Here is a 16,508-nt window from a genome sequence, read left to right as displayed (position 1 = left end):
CGGACGGTCTCCCTTGCATCATATCGGAAGCGGTAGGACAGTCGCCTCATCTTGTTGAGGGAAGAGACTGGCAGTGACGCATGACGGCGCCGGGGCAACCGGCTGGATCGACCGTTTTTTCCATGTGACGCGCCGAGGTTCGACCCTGTCGCGGGAATTGATCGCCGGGCTGACCACGTTCGGGGCCATGGCCTATATCATGATCGTCAACCCGGCGATCCTGGCCCTGGCGGGGCTGGACCGGCACGACATGATCATGACGACCATCGCGGCCTCGGTCTTCGGATCGCTGCTGATGGCGCTGCTGGCCAACCTGCCCATTGCTCTGGCCCCGGCCATGAGCAGCAACCTCATCTTCGCGCAGGTCGTGGTCGTGCAGATGGGGATCGCGCCGCCGGTGGCCTTTACCATGGTCTTCATCGGGGGGCTGGCCTTCGTCGCGCTGTCGCTGACGCGCTGGCGGCAGAAGATCGTGATGGGTTTTCCCGTGTCGGTCCGCACCGGCATTCACTGCGCGATCGGCGCCTTTATCGCCCATATCGGCATGGTCAGCGGCGGGCTGGCGGTGAAGAGCGCGGACGGTTTCGCCTTTGGCTCGCTGCGCGATCCGGCGGTGCTGCTGGCGGTCGGCGGGCTGTTCCTGGCCGGGGTGCTGCGGATGATGCGCGTGCCGGCCGGGATGCTGCTGAGCATCATTGCCGTCACCATCGCGGGGTGTTTCGTCCATCATCCCGGCGGCCAGCCGGTCACGGTCGGGCCGTCGGCGTGGCTGGAATGGCCGCATTATCCGGTCCACATGCTGTTTCCCTTCGATTTCCATGGGTTCGTCACGCATTTCGGCCTGGTGCTGCCGGTGACGCTGTATTTCTTCCTTGGGGATTTCTTCGATGCGACGGGCACCATGATGGCGGTGACGCGCAAGGCCGGCCTGTCGGTCGAGGACGGGCAGCCGGTACTGGGCCGGGCTGCCTTCGTCGCCGACGGTACCGCCAGCGTGGTGGGGTCGATACTCGGGACGTCGACCGTGTCGGCCTATCTGGAATCGCTGGTCGGTGCCGAGGCCGGGGGGCGGACGGGGCTGGTGGGGATTACGGTGGCCGCGCTGTTCGCGCTGTCGTCGGTCCTGTGGCCGGTCATTACCGCCGTGCCGGCGGTGGCGACCGCGCCGGTGCTGATCCTGGTGGGCTTGGGTATGCTGGCCGATATTGGGCGGGCGGAGCAGGAGGATGCAGGGGAGATTCTGACGCCGCTGCTGATGGTGCTGGTGACGGTCATGACCGGCAATTTCATGGTCAGCCTGGCGCTGGGGCTGCTGCTCTATACCGTTCTGGCGGTCGTGGGGCGGCGCTGGAGCGAGATTACGCCGATCCTGCTGCTGCTGGATGGGGTGTTCGTTTTCTATCTGGTGCTGGCCAGCGGTATCGGGGGCGGTGCGTGAAGGCGCTCCACGCATTCATGCTGCTGGCCGGCCTGTCCTGCGCAGTGCCCGCCGTGGCGGCGGAAGGAGGGACGATGTGGCCCGACACGCCGCGTGCGCGCCTGGAGTTGGAAACCCTGATTGCGACGCTGGATGCGCGTCTGCTTTCCCACCCCAGCGCGACCCTGACGCTGGAAGGGTGGTGCCGCGACCATGATCTGGCGCCGGTGGCCCATGTGGTGGCGCGGCGCATAGCGGGCGTGGTGCGGGTGCCGAGTGCGGAACAGCGGCGGGAACTGGCCGTGGGGCCGGACGAGGCGATCGCCTATCGCCGGGTGGCGCTGGCATGCGGGGGGCGCGTGCTGTCGATGGCGGATAATTGGTATGTGCCGTCGCGCCTGACCCCGGCGATGAATGACCTGCTGTCGCGGACCGACACCGCGTTCGGCCATGTGGTGGCCGACCTGCATTTCACCCGCCGGACGCTGGACAGCGCCCGCCTGTTCGCGCCGTTGCCCGACGATTGGGAGCGGCGGGGCCTGCCGCCGCCCGGCGCGGGCAGGATTGCGATTCCGGCCGAAATCCTGCGCCATCGTGCGCTGTTATATCGTCAGGACGGATTGCCGTTCAGCGAGGTGGTGGAGACCTATACCGGCGCCATGCTGGATTTTCCGCCGCCGCCCGCTGACGGCCCGTCGAAGTGAGGAGACGCCATGACCCGGCCTGCGATCGATCTGCGTAATCCCGACCTGCCGGCCGATGCCGTGCGCGAGGCGCTGGCCCTGTCGCCGCACCCGGAGGGCGGGTGGTATCGCGAATTGTGGCGCGATACGCCGCCGGATGGCGGGCGCGGGACGGCTACGACCATCCAGTTCCTGCTCGCGCGGGGCGAGCGGTCGCACTGGCACCGGGTCGATGCGGCCGAAATCTGGTGCTGGCAGGGCGGTGCGCCGCTGCGGCTGCGCATGGCGCGGGACGGGGTGGAAGAGAGCGTGATTCTGGGGCCGTGCCCGGGCGAAGGTCATCTTCAGCAGGCGGTGGTGCCGGTGATGGGCTGGCAGGCGGCCGAATCGCTGGGGGCGTGGAGCGTGGTGGGCTGCATCGTCGCCCCGGCCTTCCAGTTCTCGGGCTTCGAACTCGCCCCGCCGGGCTGGGCGCCGGAAGGAGCGGCGGCGTGAGCGGCAAGCCGGAGTGGCTGGTCTGGGGACGGGAGATCCAGGCCATTGCACAGACCGGCCTGACCTTTACCCAGGACCCGTTCGACCGCGAGCGGTACGTGATGCTGCGGGCGATCGCCGCGCGCATGATGGCGGTGGGCACCGGCGCGCCCGTGGCGTGGATCGAGAGCCTGTTTGCCGGGCAGGAGGGCTATGCGACGCCCAAGGTCGAAGTGCGCGCCGCCGTGTTCGACGCGGCGGGTCGTATCCTGATGGTGCGCGAAGTGCTGGACGGCGGGCGGTGGACGCTGCCCGGTGGGTGGGCGGATGTGAACCTGACCCCGGCCGAGAACGCTGTGAAGGAAGTGCAGGAGGAAAGCGGCTATATCGTGACGGTGCGTAGGCTGGCGGCGGTGTGGGATCGCGACCGGCAGGGGCATGAGCACAAGGCGTTTTCCTGCGCCAAGTTCTTCTTTCTGTGCGATCTGGCGGGTGGGGAAGCGGCCACCAGTATCGAGACCTCGGAGATCGGCTGGTTCGGCCCGGAGGAGATTCCGGCCGACCTGTCGCTGGGCCGGGTGCTGCCGGGGCAGATACGGCGCATGTTCGACCATTACCGGGAGCCTGGCCTGCCGGCCGATTTCGAGTGACGGAAGATGGATGGGCCGCAGGGCGTTGAAATCATGATGTTCGTGACCCATATGCTGCCACTGGATGATTTTACGTAACAGAGAGATTTCCGACATGGTCGATCAGGCGACGGGTGGCGAGGAACATGCTTTCAGCGCGGAGGTCGGGCGGCTGCTCGATCTGGTGGTGCATGCGCTGTATTCCGAGCGCGAGATTTTCCTGCGTGAACTGGTGGCCAACGCCGCCGACGCCACCGACCGGCGGCGCTTCGAGGCCCTGACCGATGCCGCCCAGGCGCTGCCCGAGGGCGCGAAGGTGCGCATCGAGCCCGACAAGGATGCACGGCGCCTGACCATCAGCGACGATGGCGCGGGCATGAGCAAGGACGAGCTGGCGCGCAATTTGGGCACCATTGCGCGCTCGGGCACCCGTGCGTTCGGCGAGGAACTGGCCAAGCACAAGCCGGACGAACGGTCCGGACTGATCGGGCAGTTCGGCGTCGGCTTCTATGCCGCCTTCATGGTGGCGGAGCATGTCGACGTGGTGTCGCGCCGTGCGGGCAGCGACGAGGCGTGGCGCTGGTCGTCGGACGGCAAGGGCAGCTTTACCCTCAGCCCCGCGACGCGCGAGCAGCCGGGCACCGACATCATCCTTTACATGAAGGAGGATGCCGACGAGTTTCTGGACGCGTGGCGGCTGGAAGCGATCGTGCGCAAATGGGCCGATCACATCGCCTGGCCGATCACGATCCGCAGCGATGGCGAGGACAAGGCGGCCAATGCGGGCACGGCCCTGTGGCGCAAGCCGCGCAGTGAGGTCACGGAAGAGCAGCTGACCGAATTCTATCGCCATGTCAGCCATAATTTCGATACGCCCTGGGCGACGCTGCACTGGCATGCCGAAGGGACGATCGATTTCACGGCCCTGCTGTTCATCCCCGGCAGCCGCCCGTTCGAGTTCGGCGAGCAGGTGCGCGAGAGCCGCGTGCGGCTGCATGTCCGCCGCATGTTCATCACCGACGATGCGGCGCTGCTGCCGCCCTGGCTGCGCTTTGTGCAGGGCGTGGTGGATACCGAGGATCTGCCGCTGAACGTCTCGCGCGAGATGCTGCAGGCGACGCCGGTGTTGCAGCGTATCCGCAAGGCCGTGACCAATCGGGTGCTGAACGAGCTGCGCACCCGCGCCAAGGATGTCGAATCCTATGCCGGCTTCTGGGACAATTTCGGCCCGGTGGTGAAGGAAGGGATCTGGGACGATGCGGAATACCGCACCGACCTGGCGGGTCTGGCCCGTTTCCGCTCCAGCACCGAGGAGGGCTGGACCACGCTGGCCGATTACGTGGCGCGGATGAAGGACGGGCAGGAGGCGATCTATTACCTGACCGGCGACAATCCCGACACGCTGCCTGCCTCGGCGCAACTGGAAGGGTTCAAGGCACGCGGGATCGAGGTGCTGCTGCTGACCGATCCGGTCGATTCCTTCTGGCCCGATCGTCTGGGCACGTTCGAGAGCAAGCCGCTGCGCAGCGTCAGCCAGAGCCATGCCGACCTGGAGAAGTTCGAGGCCCCGCTGTCGGAAGGCGAGAAGGCGGAGCTGGACACGCTGCTGCCGGCGCTGAAGGACGCGCTGGGCGATGCGGTGTCGGAGGTGCGCGGCAGCACGCGGCTGGTGAGCAGCGCGGTGGTGCTGGCGGCGGCCGGCCAGGGGCCGGACCTGCAATTGCAGCGCCTGCTGCGCCGCAGCGGGCAGGCGGTGCCGGACCTGGCGCCGGCGCTGGAGGTCAATCCGGCCCATCCGCTGATCCGCGACCTGGCGGCGCGGGTGGCGCGCGGTGAATCGGTGACCGATACGGCGCTGATCCTGCTGGATATCGCGCGGATCCAGGAGGGCGAGAGCCTGAAGGACCCGACGGCCTTTGCCAGCCGGCTGACGGCGACGCTGACCCATATCCAGGGCGGCGCGGCCTGACGCCTGCCATGACAGGTTCACGCGCATCTGCCGCGTGAACCTGATATTCTGTCGCGTGGAGCCCGCAGCCGGATGGTTGCGGGCTTGATGTCGCGGGGCTTGGGTGCTTCCCTGCGCGGCCTTTTTCCCAGCCATTGGAACATGCGACATGAAGATCGGTAACGTCCCTTATCGCAGCGTATGGGTGGACCAGGATGATGGCTGGTCGGTCCATATCTTCGACCAGACCCGCCTGCCTTGGGCGCTGGATATCCTGCGCCTGACCGAGCGGGACCAGGTGGCGCAGGCGATCCGCAGCATGCAGGTGCGCGGCGCGCCGCTGATCGGCGCGGTGGCGGCCTATGGGCTGGCGCTGGCGTTGCGCGTCGATGCCTCCGACGCCGCGATGGAGCGCGATGCCGCCTTGCTGGCGGATACGCGGCCGACCGCGATCAACCTGCGCTGGGCGATCGAGCGCATGCTGGCGCGGCTGCGTCCGCTGCCGGCCGAGGCGCGGGTTGCCGCCGCCTATGACGAGGCCGGGCGGATCTGCGACGAGGATGCGGCGCAGAACGAGGCGATCGGCCGGCATGGGCTGAGCCTGATCCAGGAGATTGCGGCGCGGCGGGGCGAGGGGGCGACGGTCAATATCCTGACCCACTGCAATGCCGGATGGATTGCCACCGTCGACTGGGGCACCGCGCTGGCCCCGATCTACATGGCCCATGACGGCGGGCTGAAGGTCCATGTCTGGGTGGATGAAACCCGGCCGCGCAACCAGGGCGCCGCGCTGACGGCGTGGGAGCTGGGCAGCCATGGCGTGCCGCATACGGTGGTGGCCGACAATGCCGGCGGGCACCTGATGCAGCACGGATCGGTCGATCTGGTGATCGTGGGCACCGACCGCGTGACGCGCGGCGGGGACGTGGCCAACAAGATCGGCACCTATCTGAAGGCGCTGGCGGCGCATGACAATGGCGTGCCGTTCTGGGTTGCGCTGCCGTCGACCACCATCGACTGGCGCGTGACCGACGGGCTGACCGAAATCCCGATCGAGGAGCGCGCGGGCGCCGAGGTGACGAGTGTGACCGGCCAGACCGAAGACGGGCGGGTCGAGACCGTGCGGGTGACGCCGCCGGGCAGCCGGGCGGCCAATCCGGCGTTCGACGTGACACCCGCGCGGCTGGTGACGGGGCTGATCACCGAGCGCGGGCTGTGCGCGGCCTCGCAACTGGGGCTGGCCGGGCTGTTTCCGGAACACGCCGAGGCGTAATGGCGGGGCGGCGGCTGGTAGGCGCAGGCAACCCTTGACAGGGGCGGCCCGGCCCGGCTTCCTCCGCCTTCGACCGAACGGGGCGCGTCGCGCCCCGTCCCTTGTTTTTTGGTGACACAGGACCGGACCATGCATCCCTACCGTACCCATAGCTGTGCCGCGCTTCGGGCCAGCGACGCCGGGCAGACCGCCCGCCTCTCCGGCTGGGTGCACAGCAAGCGCGATCATGGCGGTCTGCTGTTCATCGATCTGCGCGATCATTTCGGCATCACCCAGATCGTGATTCCCGCCGGCTCGCCGGTGCTGGAGGCGGTCGAGCGGGTGCGCGTGGAGAGCGTGCTGACGGTGACGGGCGAGGTCGTGCTGCGTGACGACGCGACGCGCAACCCGAACCTGCCGACCGGCGATATCGAGCTGCGCGCGCAGGCGGTGGACGTGCAGTCGGCGGCCGAGGTGCTGCCGTTCCAGGTTGCGGGGCACGAGAACTATCCCGAGGATCTGCGCCTGACCTACCGCTATATCGACCTGCGGCGGGACAAGGTGCATCGGAACATCCTGCTGCGCTCGCAGGTGATCGCCAGCCTGCGCCGCCGCATGACGGAGCAGGGGTTCATCGAGTTCCAGACGCCGATCCTGACGGCCTCTTCGCCCGAGGGCGCGCGCGACTTCCTGGTGCCGGCGCGGATGCATCCGGGCAAGTTCTATGCCCTGCCGCAGGCCCCGCAGCAGTTCAAGCAGTTGGCGATGGTCGCCGGGTTCGACCGGTATTTCCAGATCGCGCCCTGTTTCCGTGACGAGGCGGCGCGTGCCGACCGGTCGCCGGGCGAGTTCTATCAGCTTGATTTCGAGATGGCGTTCGCCACCCAGGAAGACGTGTTCGCGACCCTGGAGCCGGTGATGGAGGGCGTGTTCCGCGAGTTCGGCGGTGGGCGCACGGTCAGCGCGGCGCCGTTCGAGCGGATTCCCTATGCCACGGCGATGAAGCTGTATGGCAGCGACAAGCCCGACCTACGCAACCCGCTGCTGATCAGCGACGTGACCGAATCGTTTGCCGATTCGGGCTTCGGCCTGTTTGCCCGCATCGTCGCCGCGGGCGGCGAGGTGCGCGCGATTCCCGCGCCGGGGGCGGGCGACCGTCCGCGTGCCTTCTATGACAAGCTGAACGCCTGGGCGCGCGAAGCCGGGGCCGGGGGCTTGGGCTACATCATCTTCGACGAGGAAGGTGGCAAGGGGCCGATCGCCAAGAACCTGGAGCCCGAGCGCGTGGAGGCGATCCGTGCCGTGACCGGGCTGAAGGCGGGCGATGCCGTGTTCTTCGCGGCGGGCAAGGGCGACGAGGTCGTGAAATTCTCCGGCCAGGTGCGCACGCGCGTCGCGACCGAGCTGGAGCTGATCGAGCAGAATGCCTTCCGCTTCTGCTGGATCACCGATTTCCCGATGTATGAGCGCAACGAGGAAACGGGCCAGATCGATTTCTCGCACAACCCGTTCTCGATGCCGCAGGGCGGGCTGGAGGCGCTGAACAGCCAGGACCCGCTGACGATCACGGCCTATCAGTACGATATCGTCTGCAACGGTATCGAGCTGTCGTCGGGCGCGATCCGCAACCATCGTCCGGATGTGATGATCCGGGCGTTCGAACTGGCGGGCTATCCGGCCAGCGAGGTCGAGGCGCGGTTCGGCGGCATGCTGAACGCCTTCCGCTACGGCGCGCCGCCGCATGGCGGTTCGGCGCCGGGCGTGGACCGCATGGTCATGCTGCTGGCCGACGAGCCGAATATCCGCGAGGTGATCCTGTTCCCGCTGAACCAGCAGGGCGAGGACCTGATGATGGGGGCCCCGGCACCGGTGCCGCCCGAGCGGCTGAAGGAGCTGTCGCTGGCGCTCGACCTGCCGCGGCCCAAGCCATCGGCCGGCAAGGACGCCAAGCCGGCGGAATAGGCCGGAGATGGTGCGTTGCCAGCGGAGCATCATTGCGCGGAAAGGCGCGATGGGCTCTGCTGCGGTCATGAAACCAAGCATCCGATGCGCCGCCATGGCGCGGCCGGGCAGGGCGCTGCTGGCGGCGGTCCTCCTGGCTCTGCCGGGGGTGGGACGCCCTGCCCGGGCGGAGACGCCTGTCGTGCTGGCACCCCACCGCGCGGTGTATGACCTGACGCTGGTGGCCGTGACCGGCGGCGATACGATTTCCGCCAGCGGAACCATGACCTATACGGTCAGCGACGCGTGTTCGGCGTGGTCGACCCAGCAGCAACTGAAGCTGCAGACGGTCTCGCGCTCGGGCGCGGTGACCGAGATGGTGTCGGATTACGCGACGCTGGAGGCCAAGGACGGCCATAATCTGGTGTTCCAGACCGTCCAGACCGCGAATGGCCGTCCGGCCAGCCGGGTGATGGGCGAGGCGACGATGACCCCGACCGGCGGCGAGATCCGCTATACCCAGCCGCGCGCGCATACGGTCGGCCTTCCGGCCGGGGTGCTGTTCCCGATGGCCCATACCAGGGCGATCATCCGTGCCGGCGAACAGGGAAAGGCCTCTCTGGCGCCGGTGCTGTTCGACGGAACCGGCGAGGACGGGGCGCAGGATACGTATATCATGATCCTGGGGTGGAACCATCCGCCCTCGGCCAGCCCGTTTCCGGCGCTGGCCCGCCTGCCGTCCGGCCGGGTGCATGTGGCGTTCTATACGGCCTCGTCGCACGATATGCGTCCCGATTACGAGATCGGGATGCGGTATTTCGCCAACGGGGTATCCGACGATCTGGACATGGATTTCGGAGATTTCCGCATGCACGGCACGCTGCGCAGTTTCACCCCAGCCCCGGAAGGTCACCGATGCTGAACCCTACGCCGATCGAGGACAGCCAGCCGGACGCGGCGCCCGCCAACGGGGGCGGCCTGGCCCATTCGTTGCGGACCCGCCACGTTTCGATGATTGCCATCGGCGGGATGGTCGGGGCCGGGCTGTTCGTGAACACGTCGGTCATGATCCAGGGGGCGGGGCCGCTGGTGCTGCTGTCCTATCTGATGGCCGGGATGATCGTCTTCCTGGTCATGCGGATGCTGGGGGAGATGGCGATCGAGTGCCCGGAGGCGGGGTCGTTCGTCGGGCATGTGCGGCGGGGGCTGGGGCATCGGGCCGCCTTCGTCACCGGCTGGTCGTACTGGCTGTTCTGGGTGGTGGTGGCCTCGGTCGAGGCCAAGGCGGCGGCGCTGATCGTGGCGCCGATGCTGGGCGTTGCCCAGTTGCCGGTGGCGCTGGCACTGATCGGGCTGATGACGGCCGTGAACATGGGGTCGGTCCGGGGGTATGGCGAGTTCGAATTCTGGTTCTCGCTGATGAAGATCACGGCGATCGGCGTGTTCACGGTCGTTGCCGGGCTGGCGCTGTTCGGGGTGATCGGGTCTTCGCTGCATGGCGGGATCGCGCATCTGTGGGACCAGGGCGGGTTCATGCCGCACGGGTTCGGGGCCTCGCTGTCGCTGTTGCCGGCGATCCTGTTCACGTTCGCTGGTGCCGAGATTGCGACCGTCGCGGCGGCGGAGACCGATAATCCGGGCTATAATACCGTGCAGGCCATCCGCACCGTCGTGGTGCGGGTCATGCTGTTCTACATGGGCTCGCTGGGTGTGATCCTGTGCCTGATCCCGTGGAACCAGATCCGCTCCGGCCATTCGCCGTTCCTGGACGTGCTGCACCGGATCGGCATTCCGGGCGCCGAGGCCGCGATGACGGTGGTGGTGCTGGTGGCGATCGCGTCGTGCCTGAATTCCACGCTGTATGTGACCTCGCGCATCCTGTTCGAAATGGCGGCGCATGGCGATGCGCCGGCGGTGCTGGTGCGTACCGGGCCCAGCGGGGCGCCGCGCCGGGCGATTGCCATCGGCAGCCTGGTGGCCGTTGTGCTGACGGTGATTGCGGCGACCTTCCCGGGCGAGGTCTTCGGCTTTCTGCTCAATGCATCCGGGGCGATCATCCTGTTCGATTATCTGATGGTGGTCTTCGCCCAGATCGCGCTGCGCCGGAGGATGCATGGCGAGGGGCGGCAGCCGGCCTTTCCGATGCTGCTGTTTCCGTATCTGTCCTGGCTGACGGTGGGGGCCATTCTGCTGGTGATGGTGACGATGATGCTGACGCCGGACACGCGGGTGCAGATCGAGCTGGGCAGCCTGACATTGGTCCTGATCGTGGCGCTGGGTGCGGTTGCGCCGCGCCGGGGCGGCCGTGCGCCATCGTGATGGCTCGCTGTTCCATACGGTCATATTTCGCCATTCCAGCGCCATGATGGTCGGACCATATTGAGGCTGACGGGACGTGAAGATCCCGTGTGCAGACAGGAGTTGGTTCGCAATGAACAGGCAGATTGTCAGGGGTGCCCTTCTGGCGCTGGGCGTCGTCGCCGGGGGCGCGATGGTGGTGGATGCCGCCCCGGCCCGGGCGCAGGCCTATCGCTATGGTCCGGTGATGCCGGGCTGGGCGCCGCCGCCCATGCCGCCGCCGCGTTTTGAAAGAATGCCTCCGCCGCGCCCCGGCTGGGTCTGGGTCGGTGGCGGCTGGGACTGGGTCAATGGCGGATATGCCTGGGTACCGGGGCACTATGTGCGCCGTGGCCGGCATGGCGGCTGGGGACCGGGACGCTGGATGCAGCGCGGCCCGCGCTGGGTCTGGGTACGGCCCGGCTGGCGCTGACCGGACGATGTAACGGGGTCCCCGCCTGCGTGACCGTTGGCGGGGACCTCAGTTTCAGGGGCGTGCGTCTTCCAGGGTGACGACCAGCGGCACATGGTCCGAGGGCTGGTTGCGTCCGCGCTCGTCACGGTCGGGGCGGGCGTCGCGCAGGCGTTCCGCCAGACGCGGGGACAGCAGGGCGTGGTCGATCCGCAGGCCGCAATCGCGGGGCCAGGCGCCAGCCTGATAATCCCAGAACGTGTAATATCTTCCGTGCGGGTGCAGGGCCCGCACGGCGTCGGTCAGGCCCAGCCAGATCAGGCGGCGGAAGGCCGCGCGCGTTTCGGGGCGCACCAGCGCATCGGTGGGCGGCAGGGCGCCGGGGGCGCAATCTTCGTCGGTGGGGCAGACATTGTAATCGCCCGTCAGGACGAAATCCCGCCCCGCATCCAGCAGCGCGCGCGCATGCAGGGCCAGTGCCTCCATGAAGGCCAGCTTGGCCTCGTATCCCGCCTCGCCGCCGGAATTGCCGTTGGGCAGGTAGAGATTGCCGAAGACCAGGCCGTTCGCCTCGATTTCGAGGTAGCGTGCCTGGGGGGCGTCGTCGTTCAGGAACGGCAGGCATCGGGCCGTGACGGAGAAGGGCAGGCGCGACAGGATGGCGACGCCGTTATAGCTCTTCTGTCCGACCACGACCGATTCGTAACCGGCGGCGCGGAAGGCATCGGCGGGGAAGATGCCTTCCTCGCACTTGATTTCCTGAAGGCCGACCAGGTCGGGTTTTTCGCGCTCCAGCCAGTCCAGCACATGGGTCTGGCGCTGGCGGATGGAATTGACGTTCCAGCTTGCGATTTTCATCTTGGTAGGGCGGCCTGCTCAGTCGATCGAGAAGCTGGTGCCGCACCCGCAGGACGAGGTGGCGTTGGGATTGCGCACGGTGAAGTGCGCGCCCATCAGCGAATCGTTGAAATGCAGTTCCGCGCCGGACAGCAGGTCCAGGCTCGCCGGGTCGACCAGAACGCGGGCGCTGCCGGCGGGCACGACGATGTCGTCGGGGCGGGCTTCGCCATCCAGGGCGAAACTGTACTGAAAGCCGTTGCAGCCGCCGGCCAGGACGCTGACGCGCAGCCCGTTGGAGGTGGCATCGGCGCCGGGTTGGGCGGCAATGATCTCCTGCAGGCGGATGGCGGCCTGGGGCGAGACGCGGAAAGCCGTTTCGGGCGAGGAAGAAGAAGGGAGCGGCATGTCCATCGGGATCACCATCGTCGCGCGGCCCGGGTCGGCATGCTGAGCCAGCATGCTGGCCTTGCGGCGCCGGGCGGGTTATCGACAGGGGGCGGGTCCGGCTCGTCTGACGCCGGGCGGCCGCCACCCATCCGGGATTGGGGTTATATATGAGCGTCGCACCCTATGCTGTCCAGACCGCCACCGCCCGGGGGCGCCTGTATGCCGAGCCGGAATCCCCCAGCCGTTCGCCGTGGCAGCGCGACCGGGACCGGGTGCTGCATTCCGCCGGTTTTCGCACGCTGCAATACAAGACGCAGGTCTTCGTCAACCACCAGGGCGATTTCTTTCGCACCCGGCTGACCCATTCGCTGGAAGTGGCGCAGATCGCGCGCTCGATCGCCCGCAGCCTGTCGGTGGACGAGGACCTGACCGAGACCCTGTCGCTGGCCCATGACTTGGGCCACACCCCGTTCGGCCATGCGGGCGAGGATGCGCTGGCCGCCGCCATGAAGGATTGGGGTGGCTTCGACCACAATACCCAGACCCTGCGGCAGGTGACGAAGCTGGAGCGCCGCTATTTCGGCTTCGACGGGCTGAACCTGACCTGGGAGACGCTGGAGGGGCTGATCAAGCATAACGGCCCGGTGGATCACCCCACCGGCTATGTGGCCCGCTATGCGGAGGGGCTGGGGCTGGATCTGGGCAGTTACGCCTCGGTCGAGGCGCAGATTGCCGCCATGGCCGACGATATCGCCTATCACGCCCACGATCTGGATGACGGGATGCGCGCCGGCCTGCTGGATCTGGCGGATCTGGCGGACCTGCCGGTGGTGGGCGCGGCGCTGGCGCAGGTTCGGGAGATGGCGGGCGGAATCGCCATGTCGGGTGACGCTGCCGAGGAAGCGCATGTGCAGGACCGGATGCGGCATGAGACCATCCGGCGGGTCATCAACGCCCTGGCGGTGGACCTGACGGAGCAGACGAGACGCAACCTCGCCGAACTGGCCCCGCAATCGGCTGACGATGTGCGCCGTGCCGCCAGGCCGGTCGTGGCATACAGCCCGGCCATGGCGCGCGATAACGGGGAGATCCGTACTTTCCTGTATGCGCGGATGTACCGGCATTGGCGGGTGAACCGCATGACGCGCAAGGCAAGGATCGCGGTCGAATCGATCTTCTCGATTCTGGCCAACGATATCTCTCTGCTGCCCGACGGCTGGCGGCAGGAAGCGCGTGCCACCGATGCGATGGGTGCGCGGCGGATCGTGGCCGATTATATAGCCGGGATGACGGATCGATTCGCGATGGAAGAACATCGACGGTTGACGGATCTGTCCGTGCCGGGCTGAAACGCCCGACCAGATCATCATTCTGACGCGCCGGGCGGGGTATCCGCCCGCGCCGGTATTTCAGTGGGAAGCCGCATCGCATGTCCGACAGCCTGTACGTCCGCTATCTCTCGCATGTGCGCGATGCCCTGCGACGGATCGTTCCGGACCTGCCGGAGGAGGTGGCGGCGCGCGTGGAACTGACCCCGACGCGCGACCCGGCCCATGGCGACATGGCCACCAATGCCGCCCTGCTGGCGGCCAAGCCGGCGCGGCGGCGCCCTGCCGAGATCGCGGCCGAGCTGGCGGCGGCGCTGGTCGAGGTGCCGGGCATTGCCCGAGCCGAGCCCGCCGGGCCGGGATTCGTCAACGTGACGCTGGACGAATCGGTGCTGCGTGGGGTGGTGGGCGATGTGCTGCGCGCCGGCGAATCCTATGGTGATGCCGCGCTGGGCGAGGGCGTGCGGGTGAATGTCGAATATGTTTCGGCCAACCCGACGGGGCCGATGCATGTCGGCCATTGCCGGGGCGCGGTCGTGGGTGACGCGCTTGCCAATCTGCTGGCCAAGGCCGGCTATGCGGTCACCAAGGAATATTACATCAACGATGCCGGGGCACAGGTCATCGCCCTGGCCTGGGCGGCCTATTGGCGCTACCTGGAGGCCATCGGCACGACGATGGACCGGGAGGCTTTCGCGGCCCTGGTGCCTGGCGGCATCCAGTATGGCGGCGATTATCTGGTCCCGGTGGGGCAGGCGCTGGCCGAGCAGCATGGCACCGGCCTGGCCGGTCCGGATGGGCATCCGGCGGCGCCCGAGACCTGGATGGGGACGGTCAAGCCCTTCGTGGTGACCGCGATGATGGCCATGATCCGCGAGGATCTGGACGCGCTGGGCGTGCGGCATGACGTCTTCACCAGCGAGGCGAAGATCCTGGCCGATGGCGTGACCGACCAGGCCATTGCCCGGCTGGATGCGCAGGGCCTGCTGTACGAAGGCGTGCTGGAGCCGCCGAAGGGCAAGCTGCCCGACGATTGGGAGGCCCGGCCCCAGACCCTGTTCCGCTCCACCGCCTTTGGCGATGACGTGGACCGGCCGCTGCGCAAGTCGGACGGGTCGAACACCTATTTCGCCAACGATATCGGCTATCACGACGACAAGGTGCGTCGCGGTGCGGACCTGCTGATCGATGTCTGGGGCGCCGACCATGGCGGCTATGTCACCCGGATGAAGGCGGCGGTGCAGGCGCTGGCCGTGGGCGGGAAGAGCGTCGGGTTCGATGTGCTGCTGTGCCAGATCGTGCGGATCGTGCGCGATGGGGAGCCGGTGCGCATGTCCAAGCGCGCGGGGACCTTCGTCACGCTGCGCGACCTGATCGACGAGGTGGGGCGCGACGCGGTGCGCTTTACCATGCTGACGCGCAAGGCCGACGCGCAGATGGAATTCGACCTTGATCAGGTGGTGGCGCAGACGCGCGACAATCCGGTCTTCTACGTGCAGTACGCCCATGCGCGCTGCCGCTCCGTGCTGCGGGCGGCGCAGGAGATGCTGGGCGAGGCGGCGATCGCTCCCGTGGCGCTGGCCGAGGCCGGGCTTGACGGAATCGGGTCGGATGCCGAACTGGCGCTGCTGCGGCGAATTGCCCAGTGGCCGCGTACGGTGGAAGGTGCTGCCCAGGCGCATGAACCGCACCGGGTTGCCTTCTACCTGGGTGAACTGGCGGGGGATTTCCATACGCTGTGGAATCGCGGCCGCGATGATGCGACATTGCGGTTCCTGCAGGAAGACGACCCGGTTGCCACCCGTGCGAAGCTGGCGCTGGTCGAGGCGACGGCGACCGTCATCCGTTCCGGTCTGGCGGTGCTGGGTGTCGAGCCGGTTGAGGAAATGCGATGAGCGATACCGATCCGTCTGGCCGCGACCCGTATGAGGATCGCCTGAACCGCGTGCGCGAGCGCATGAGCGCTGATTATGGCGATGACGATCTGCCGCCGCCGCGTTCGCGCCCGGCCCGCCGGGCGGGCGGCATGCTGGATGGATTGCTGGGTGCCGACCCCACCACGCGGCGCCTGGCCTATGGCGCGGCCGGGCTGGGTGGCCTGCTGGTGATCGCCATCGGCGGCTGGGCGCTGCTGGGGCACCAGCAGACGGGTATTCCCGTTATCGGGCCGCCGCCCGGCCCGGTGCGGGTGCGGCCGGTCGATCCGGGTGGCATGCAGGTTCTGGGGGCCGAAGCGCCGAGCGGCGATGACGGCGCGGTTGCCCGTCTGGCACCGGGGCCGGAGCAGCCGCGCCCCGATCGTCTGGCCCAGCAATATGGTCAGCCGCCGGAAGCGCCGGCCACCGACGCCAAGGCATCCGGAGCATCGGCGGTCCCTGCGGCGCCGCCGGCACCCGCCAGCCCGCCTGTGGCCGAGGCTCCGGCGCCTGCTGCCAGCCCGGTGCCGGCAGGGCCGACTGCTGCCGCACCGGCGCCGCTGGCCGGGGTACCTTCCGCGCCCGTGGCAACGCCGCCTGCCGAACCGGCCACGCCTGTGCCGTCGGCCGCGAGTGCCGCGCCAGCGGCGGCTCCGGCTGCGGCTGCGGTGGGGCGCTATGGCGTGCAGCTTGCGGCGCTGGATTCGCAGCAGGCCGCCGAGAAGGAATGGGCGCGCCTGACGCAGCATTATCCGGACCTGTTCGGGAGCCACACGCCGATCATCGAGCGGACCGAGCGCAATGGGGCGGTCTTCTTCCGGCTGCGCACGCGCGGGTTTGCCAGCATCGCCCAGGCCACGTCGTTCTGCGAGCATGTGCGGCTGAACGGGCTGGCCTGCACCCTGGCCGGGTTCTAGGACCGGGGCGTTGGTGACGGAGCCCGT

The 16,508-nt window shown here is 68.2% G+C and carries 15 protein-coding genes; 13 read left to right on the top strand and 2 right to left on the bottom strand.

Annotated features, from left to right (window positions below; all coding sequences use genetic code 11):
- The first annotated feature begins 73 nt into the window (after window positions 1-73).
- The 10 genes from HLH29_RS03295 to HLH29_RS03250 all read left to right on the top strand — a co-directional run bounded on the left by HLH29_RS03295 (window position 74) and on the right by HLH29_RS03250 (window position 11,114).
- Complete coding sequence (locus HLH29_RS03295) at window positions 74-1,438, top strand: solute carrier family 23 protein (RefSeq protein WP_182964580.1); 1,365 nt, start codon at window positions 74-76, stop codon at window positions 1,436-1,438.
- Window positions 1,435-2,121: a hypothetical protein gene (locus tag HLH29_RS03290; RefSeq protein ID WP_338030165.1), complete on the top strand. Its 687-nt coding sequence runs from the start codon at window positions 1,435-1,437 to the stop codon at window positions 2,119-2,121. Before HLH29_RS03295 ends, HLH29_RS03290 begins: the two co-directional genes overlap by 4 nt.
- A gap of 9 nt (window positions 2,122-2,130) precedes the next feature.
- Window positions 2,131-2,595 (top strand): cupin domain-containing protein, encoded by a 465-nt coding sequence (locus HLH29_RS03285; protein WP_182964579.1) that lies wholly within the window; start codon window positions 2,131-2,133, stop codon window positions 2,593-2,595.
- Window positions 2,592-3,224, top strand: coding sequence for an NUDIX hydrolase N-terminal domain-containing protein (locus HLH29_RS03280; RefSeq protein ID WP_182964578.1), 633 nt, complete (start codon window positions 2,592-2,594; stop codon window positions 3,222-3,224). The genes HLH29_RS03285 and HLH29_RS03280 overlap by 4 nt, the downstream gene beginning before the upstream one ends.
- 94 nt (window positions 3,225-3,318) lie before the next feature.
- On the top strand, window positions 3,319-5,172 hold the full coding sequence (htpG, locus tag HLH29_RS03275; protein ID WP_182964577.1) for a molecular chaperone HtpG: 1,854 nt from the start codon (window positions 3,319-3,321) through the stop codon (window positions 5,170-5,172).
- A 148-nt stretch (window positions 5,173-5,320) separates the two neighbouring features.
- Complete coding sequence (gene mtnA / locus HLH29_RS03270) at window positions 5,321-6,424, top strand: S-methyl-5-thioribose-1-phosphate isomerase (RefSeq protein ID WP_182964576.1); 1,104 nt, start codon at window positions 5,321-5,323, stop codon at window positions 6,422-6,424.
- A 129-nt stretch (window positions 6,425-6,553) separates the two neighbouring features.
- On the top strand, window positions 6,554-8,365 hold the full coding sequence (gene aspS, locus HLH29_RS03265; protein WP_182964575.1) for an aspartate--tRNA ligase: 1,812 nt from the start codon (window positions 6,554-6,556) through the stop codon (window positions 8,363-8,365).
- 67 nt (window positions 8,366-8,432) lie between these two features.
- Complete coding sequence (locus HLH29_RS03260; protein ID WP_182964574.1) at window positions 8,433-9,266, top strand: cell envelope integrity EipB family protein; 834 nt, start codon at window positions 8,433-8,435, stop codon at window positions 9,264-9,266.
- Window positions 9,260-10,663: an amino acid permease gene (locus tag HLH29_RS03255; protein WP_182964573.1), complete on the top strand. Its 1,404-nt coding sequence runs from the start codon at window positions 9,260-9,262 to the stop codon at window positions 10,661-10,663. Before HLH29_RS03260 ends, HLH29_RS03255 begins: the two co-directional genes overlap by 7 nt.
- A gap of 112 nt (window positions 10,664-10,775) precedes the next feature.
- The gene (locus HLH29_RS03250) at window positions 10,776-11,114 is read left to right on the top strand and encodes a YXWGXW repeat-containing protein (RefSeq protein ID WP_182964572.1); all 339 of its coding nucleotides are present in this window, start codon (window positions 10,776-10,778) and stop codon (window positions 11,112-11,114) included.
- A 54-nt stretch (window positions 11,115-11,168) separates the two neighbouring features.
- On the opposite strand, the gene HLH29_RS03245 is transcribed toward HLH29_RS03250, so the two are convergent.
- Both HLH29_RS03245 and HLH29_RS03240 read right to left on the bottom strand, forming a co-directional pair.
- Window positions 11,169-11,951 carry an exodeoxyribonuclease III gene (locus HLH29_RS03245; RefSeq protein WP_182964571.1) on the bottom strand — a complete coding sequence of 261 codons (783 nt, stop codon included), beginning with the start codon at window positions 11,949-11,951 and terminating at the stop codon, window positions 11,169-11,171.
- 18 nt (window positions 11,952-11,969) lie between these two features.
- On the bottom strand, window positions 11,970-12,338 hold the full coding sequence (locus tag HLH29_RS03240) for a HesB/IscA family protein (RefSeq protein WP_182964688.1): 369 nt from the start codon (window positions 12,336-12,338) through the stop codon (window positions 11,970-11,972).
- A gap of 149 nt (window positions 12,339-12,487) precedes the next feature.
- On the opposite strand from HLH29_RS03240, the gene HLH29_RS03235 reads away from it, so the two are divergent.
- The 3 genes from HLH29_RS03235 to HLH29_RS03225 all read left to right on the top strand — a co-directional run bounded on the left by HLH29_RS03235 (window position 12,488) and on the right by HLH29_RS03225 (window position 16,481).
- Window positions 12,488-13,669 (top strand): deoxyguanosinetriphosphate triphosphohydrolase, encoded by a 1,182-nt coding sequence (locus HLH29_RS03235; protein ID WP_182964570.1) that lies wholly within the window; start codon window positions 12,488-12,490, stop codon window positions 13,667-13,669.
- Window positions 13,670-13,749: 80 nt separating this feature from the next.
- Window positions 13,750-15,543, top strand: coding sequence for an arginine--tRNA ligase (argS, locus tag HLH29_RS03230; RefSeq protein WP_182964569.1), 1,794 nt, complete (start codon window positions 13,750-13,752; stop codon window positions 15,541-15,543).
- On the top strand, window positions 15,540-16,481 hold the full coding sequence (locus HLH29_RS03225) for an SPOR domain-containing protein (RefSeq protein WP_182964568.1): 942 nt from the start codon (window positions 15,540-15,542) through the stop codon (window positions 16,479-16,481). Before argS ends, HLH29_RS03225 begins: the two co-directional genes overlap by 4 nt.
- Window positions 16,482-16,508 lie beyond the last annotated feature (27 nt).

The sequence above is a fragment of the Gluconacetobacter tumulicola genome (genome assembly GCF_014174215.1).
GTDB lineage: Bacteria > Pseudomonadota > Alphaproteobacteria > Acetobacterales > Acetobacteraceae > Gluconacetobacter > Gluconacetobacter tumulicola.
The sequence above is the reverse complement of the archived record's forward strand: the minus strand, read 5'-3'. Positions and strand labels throughout refer to the sequence as shown.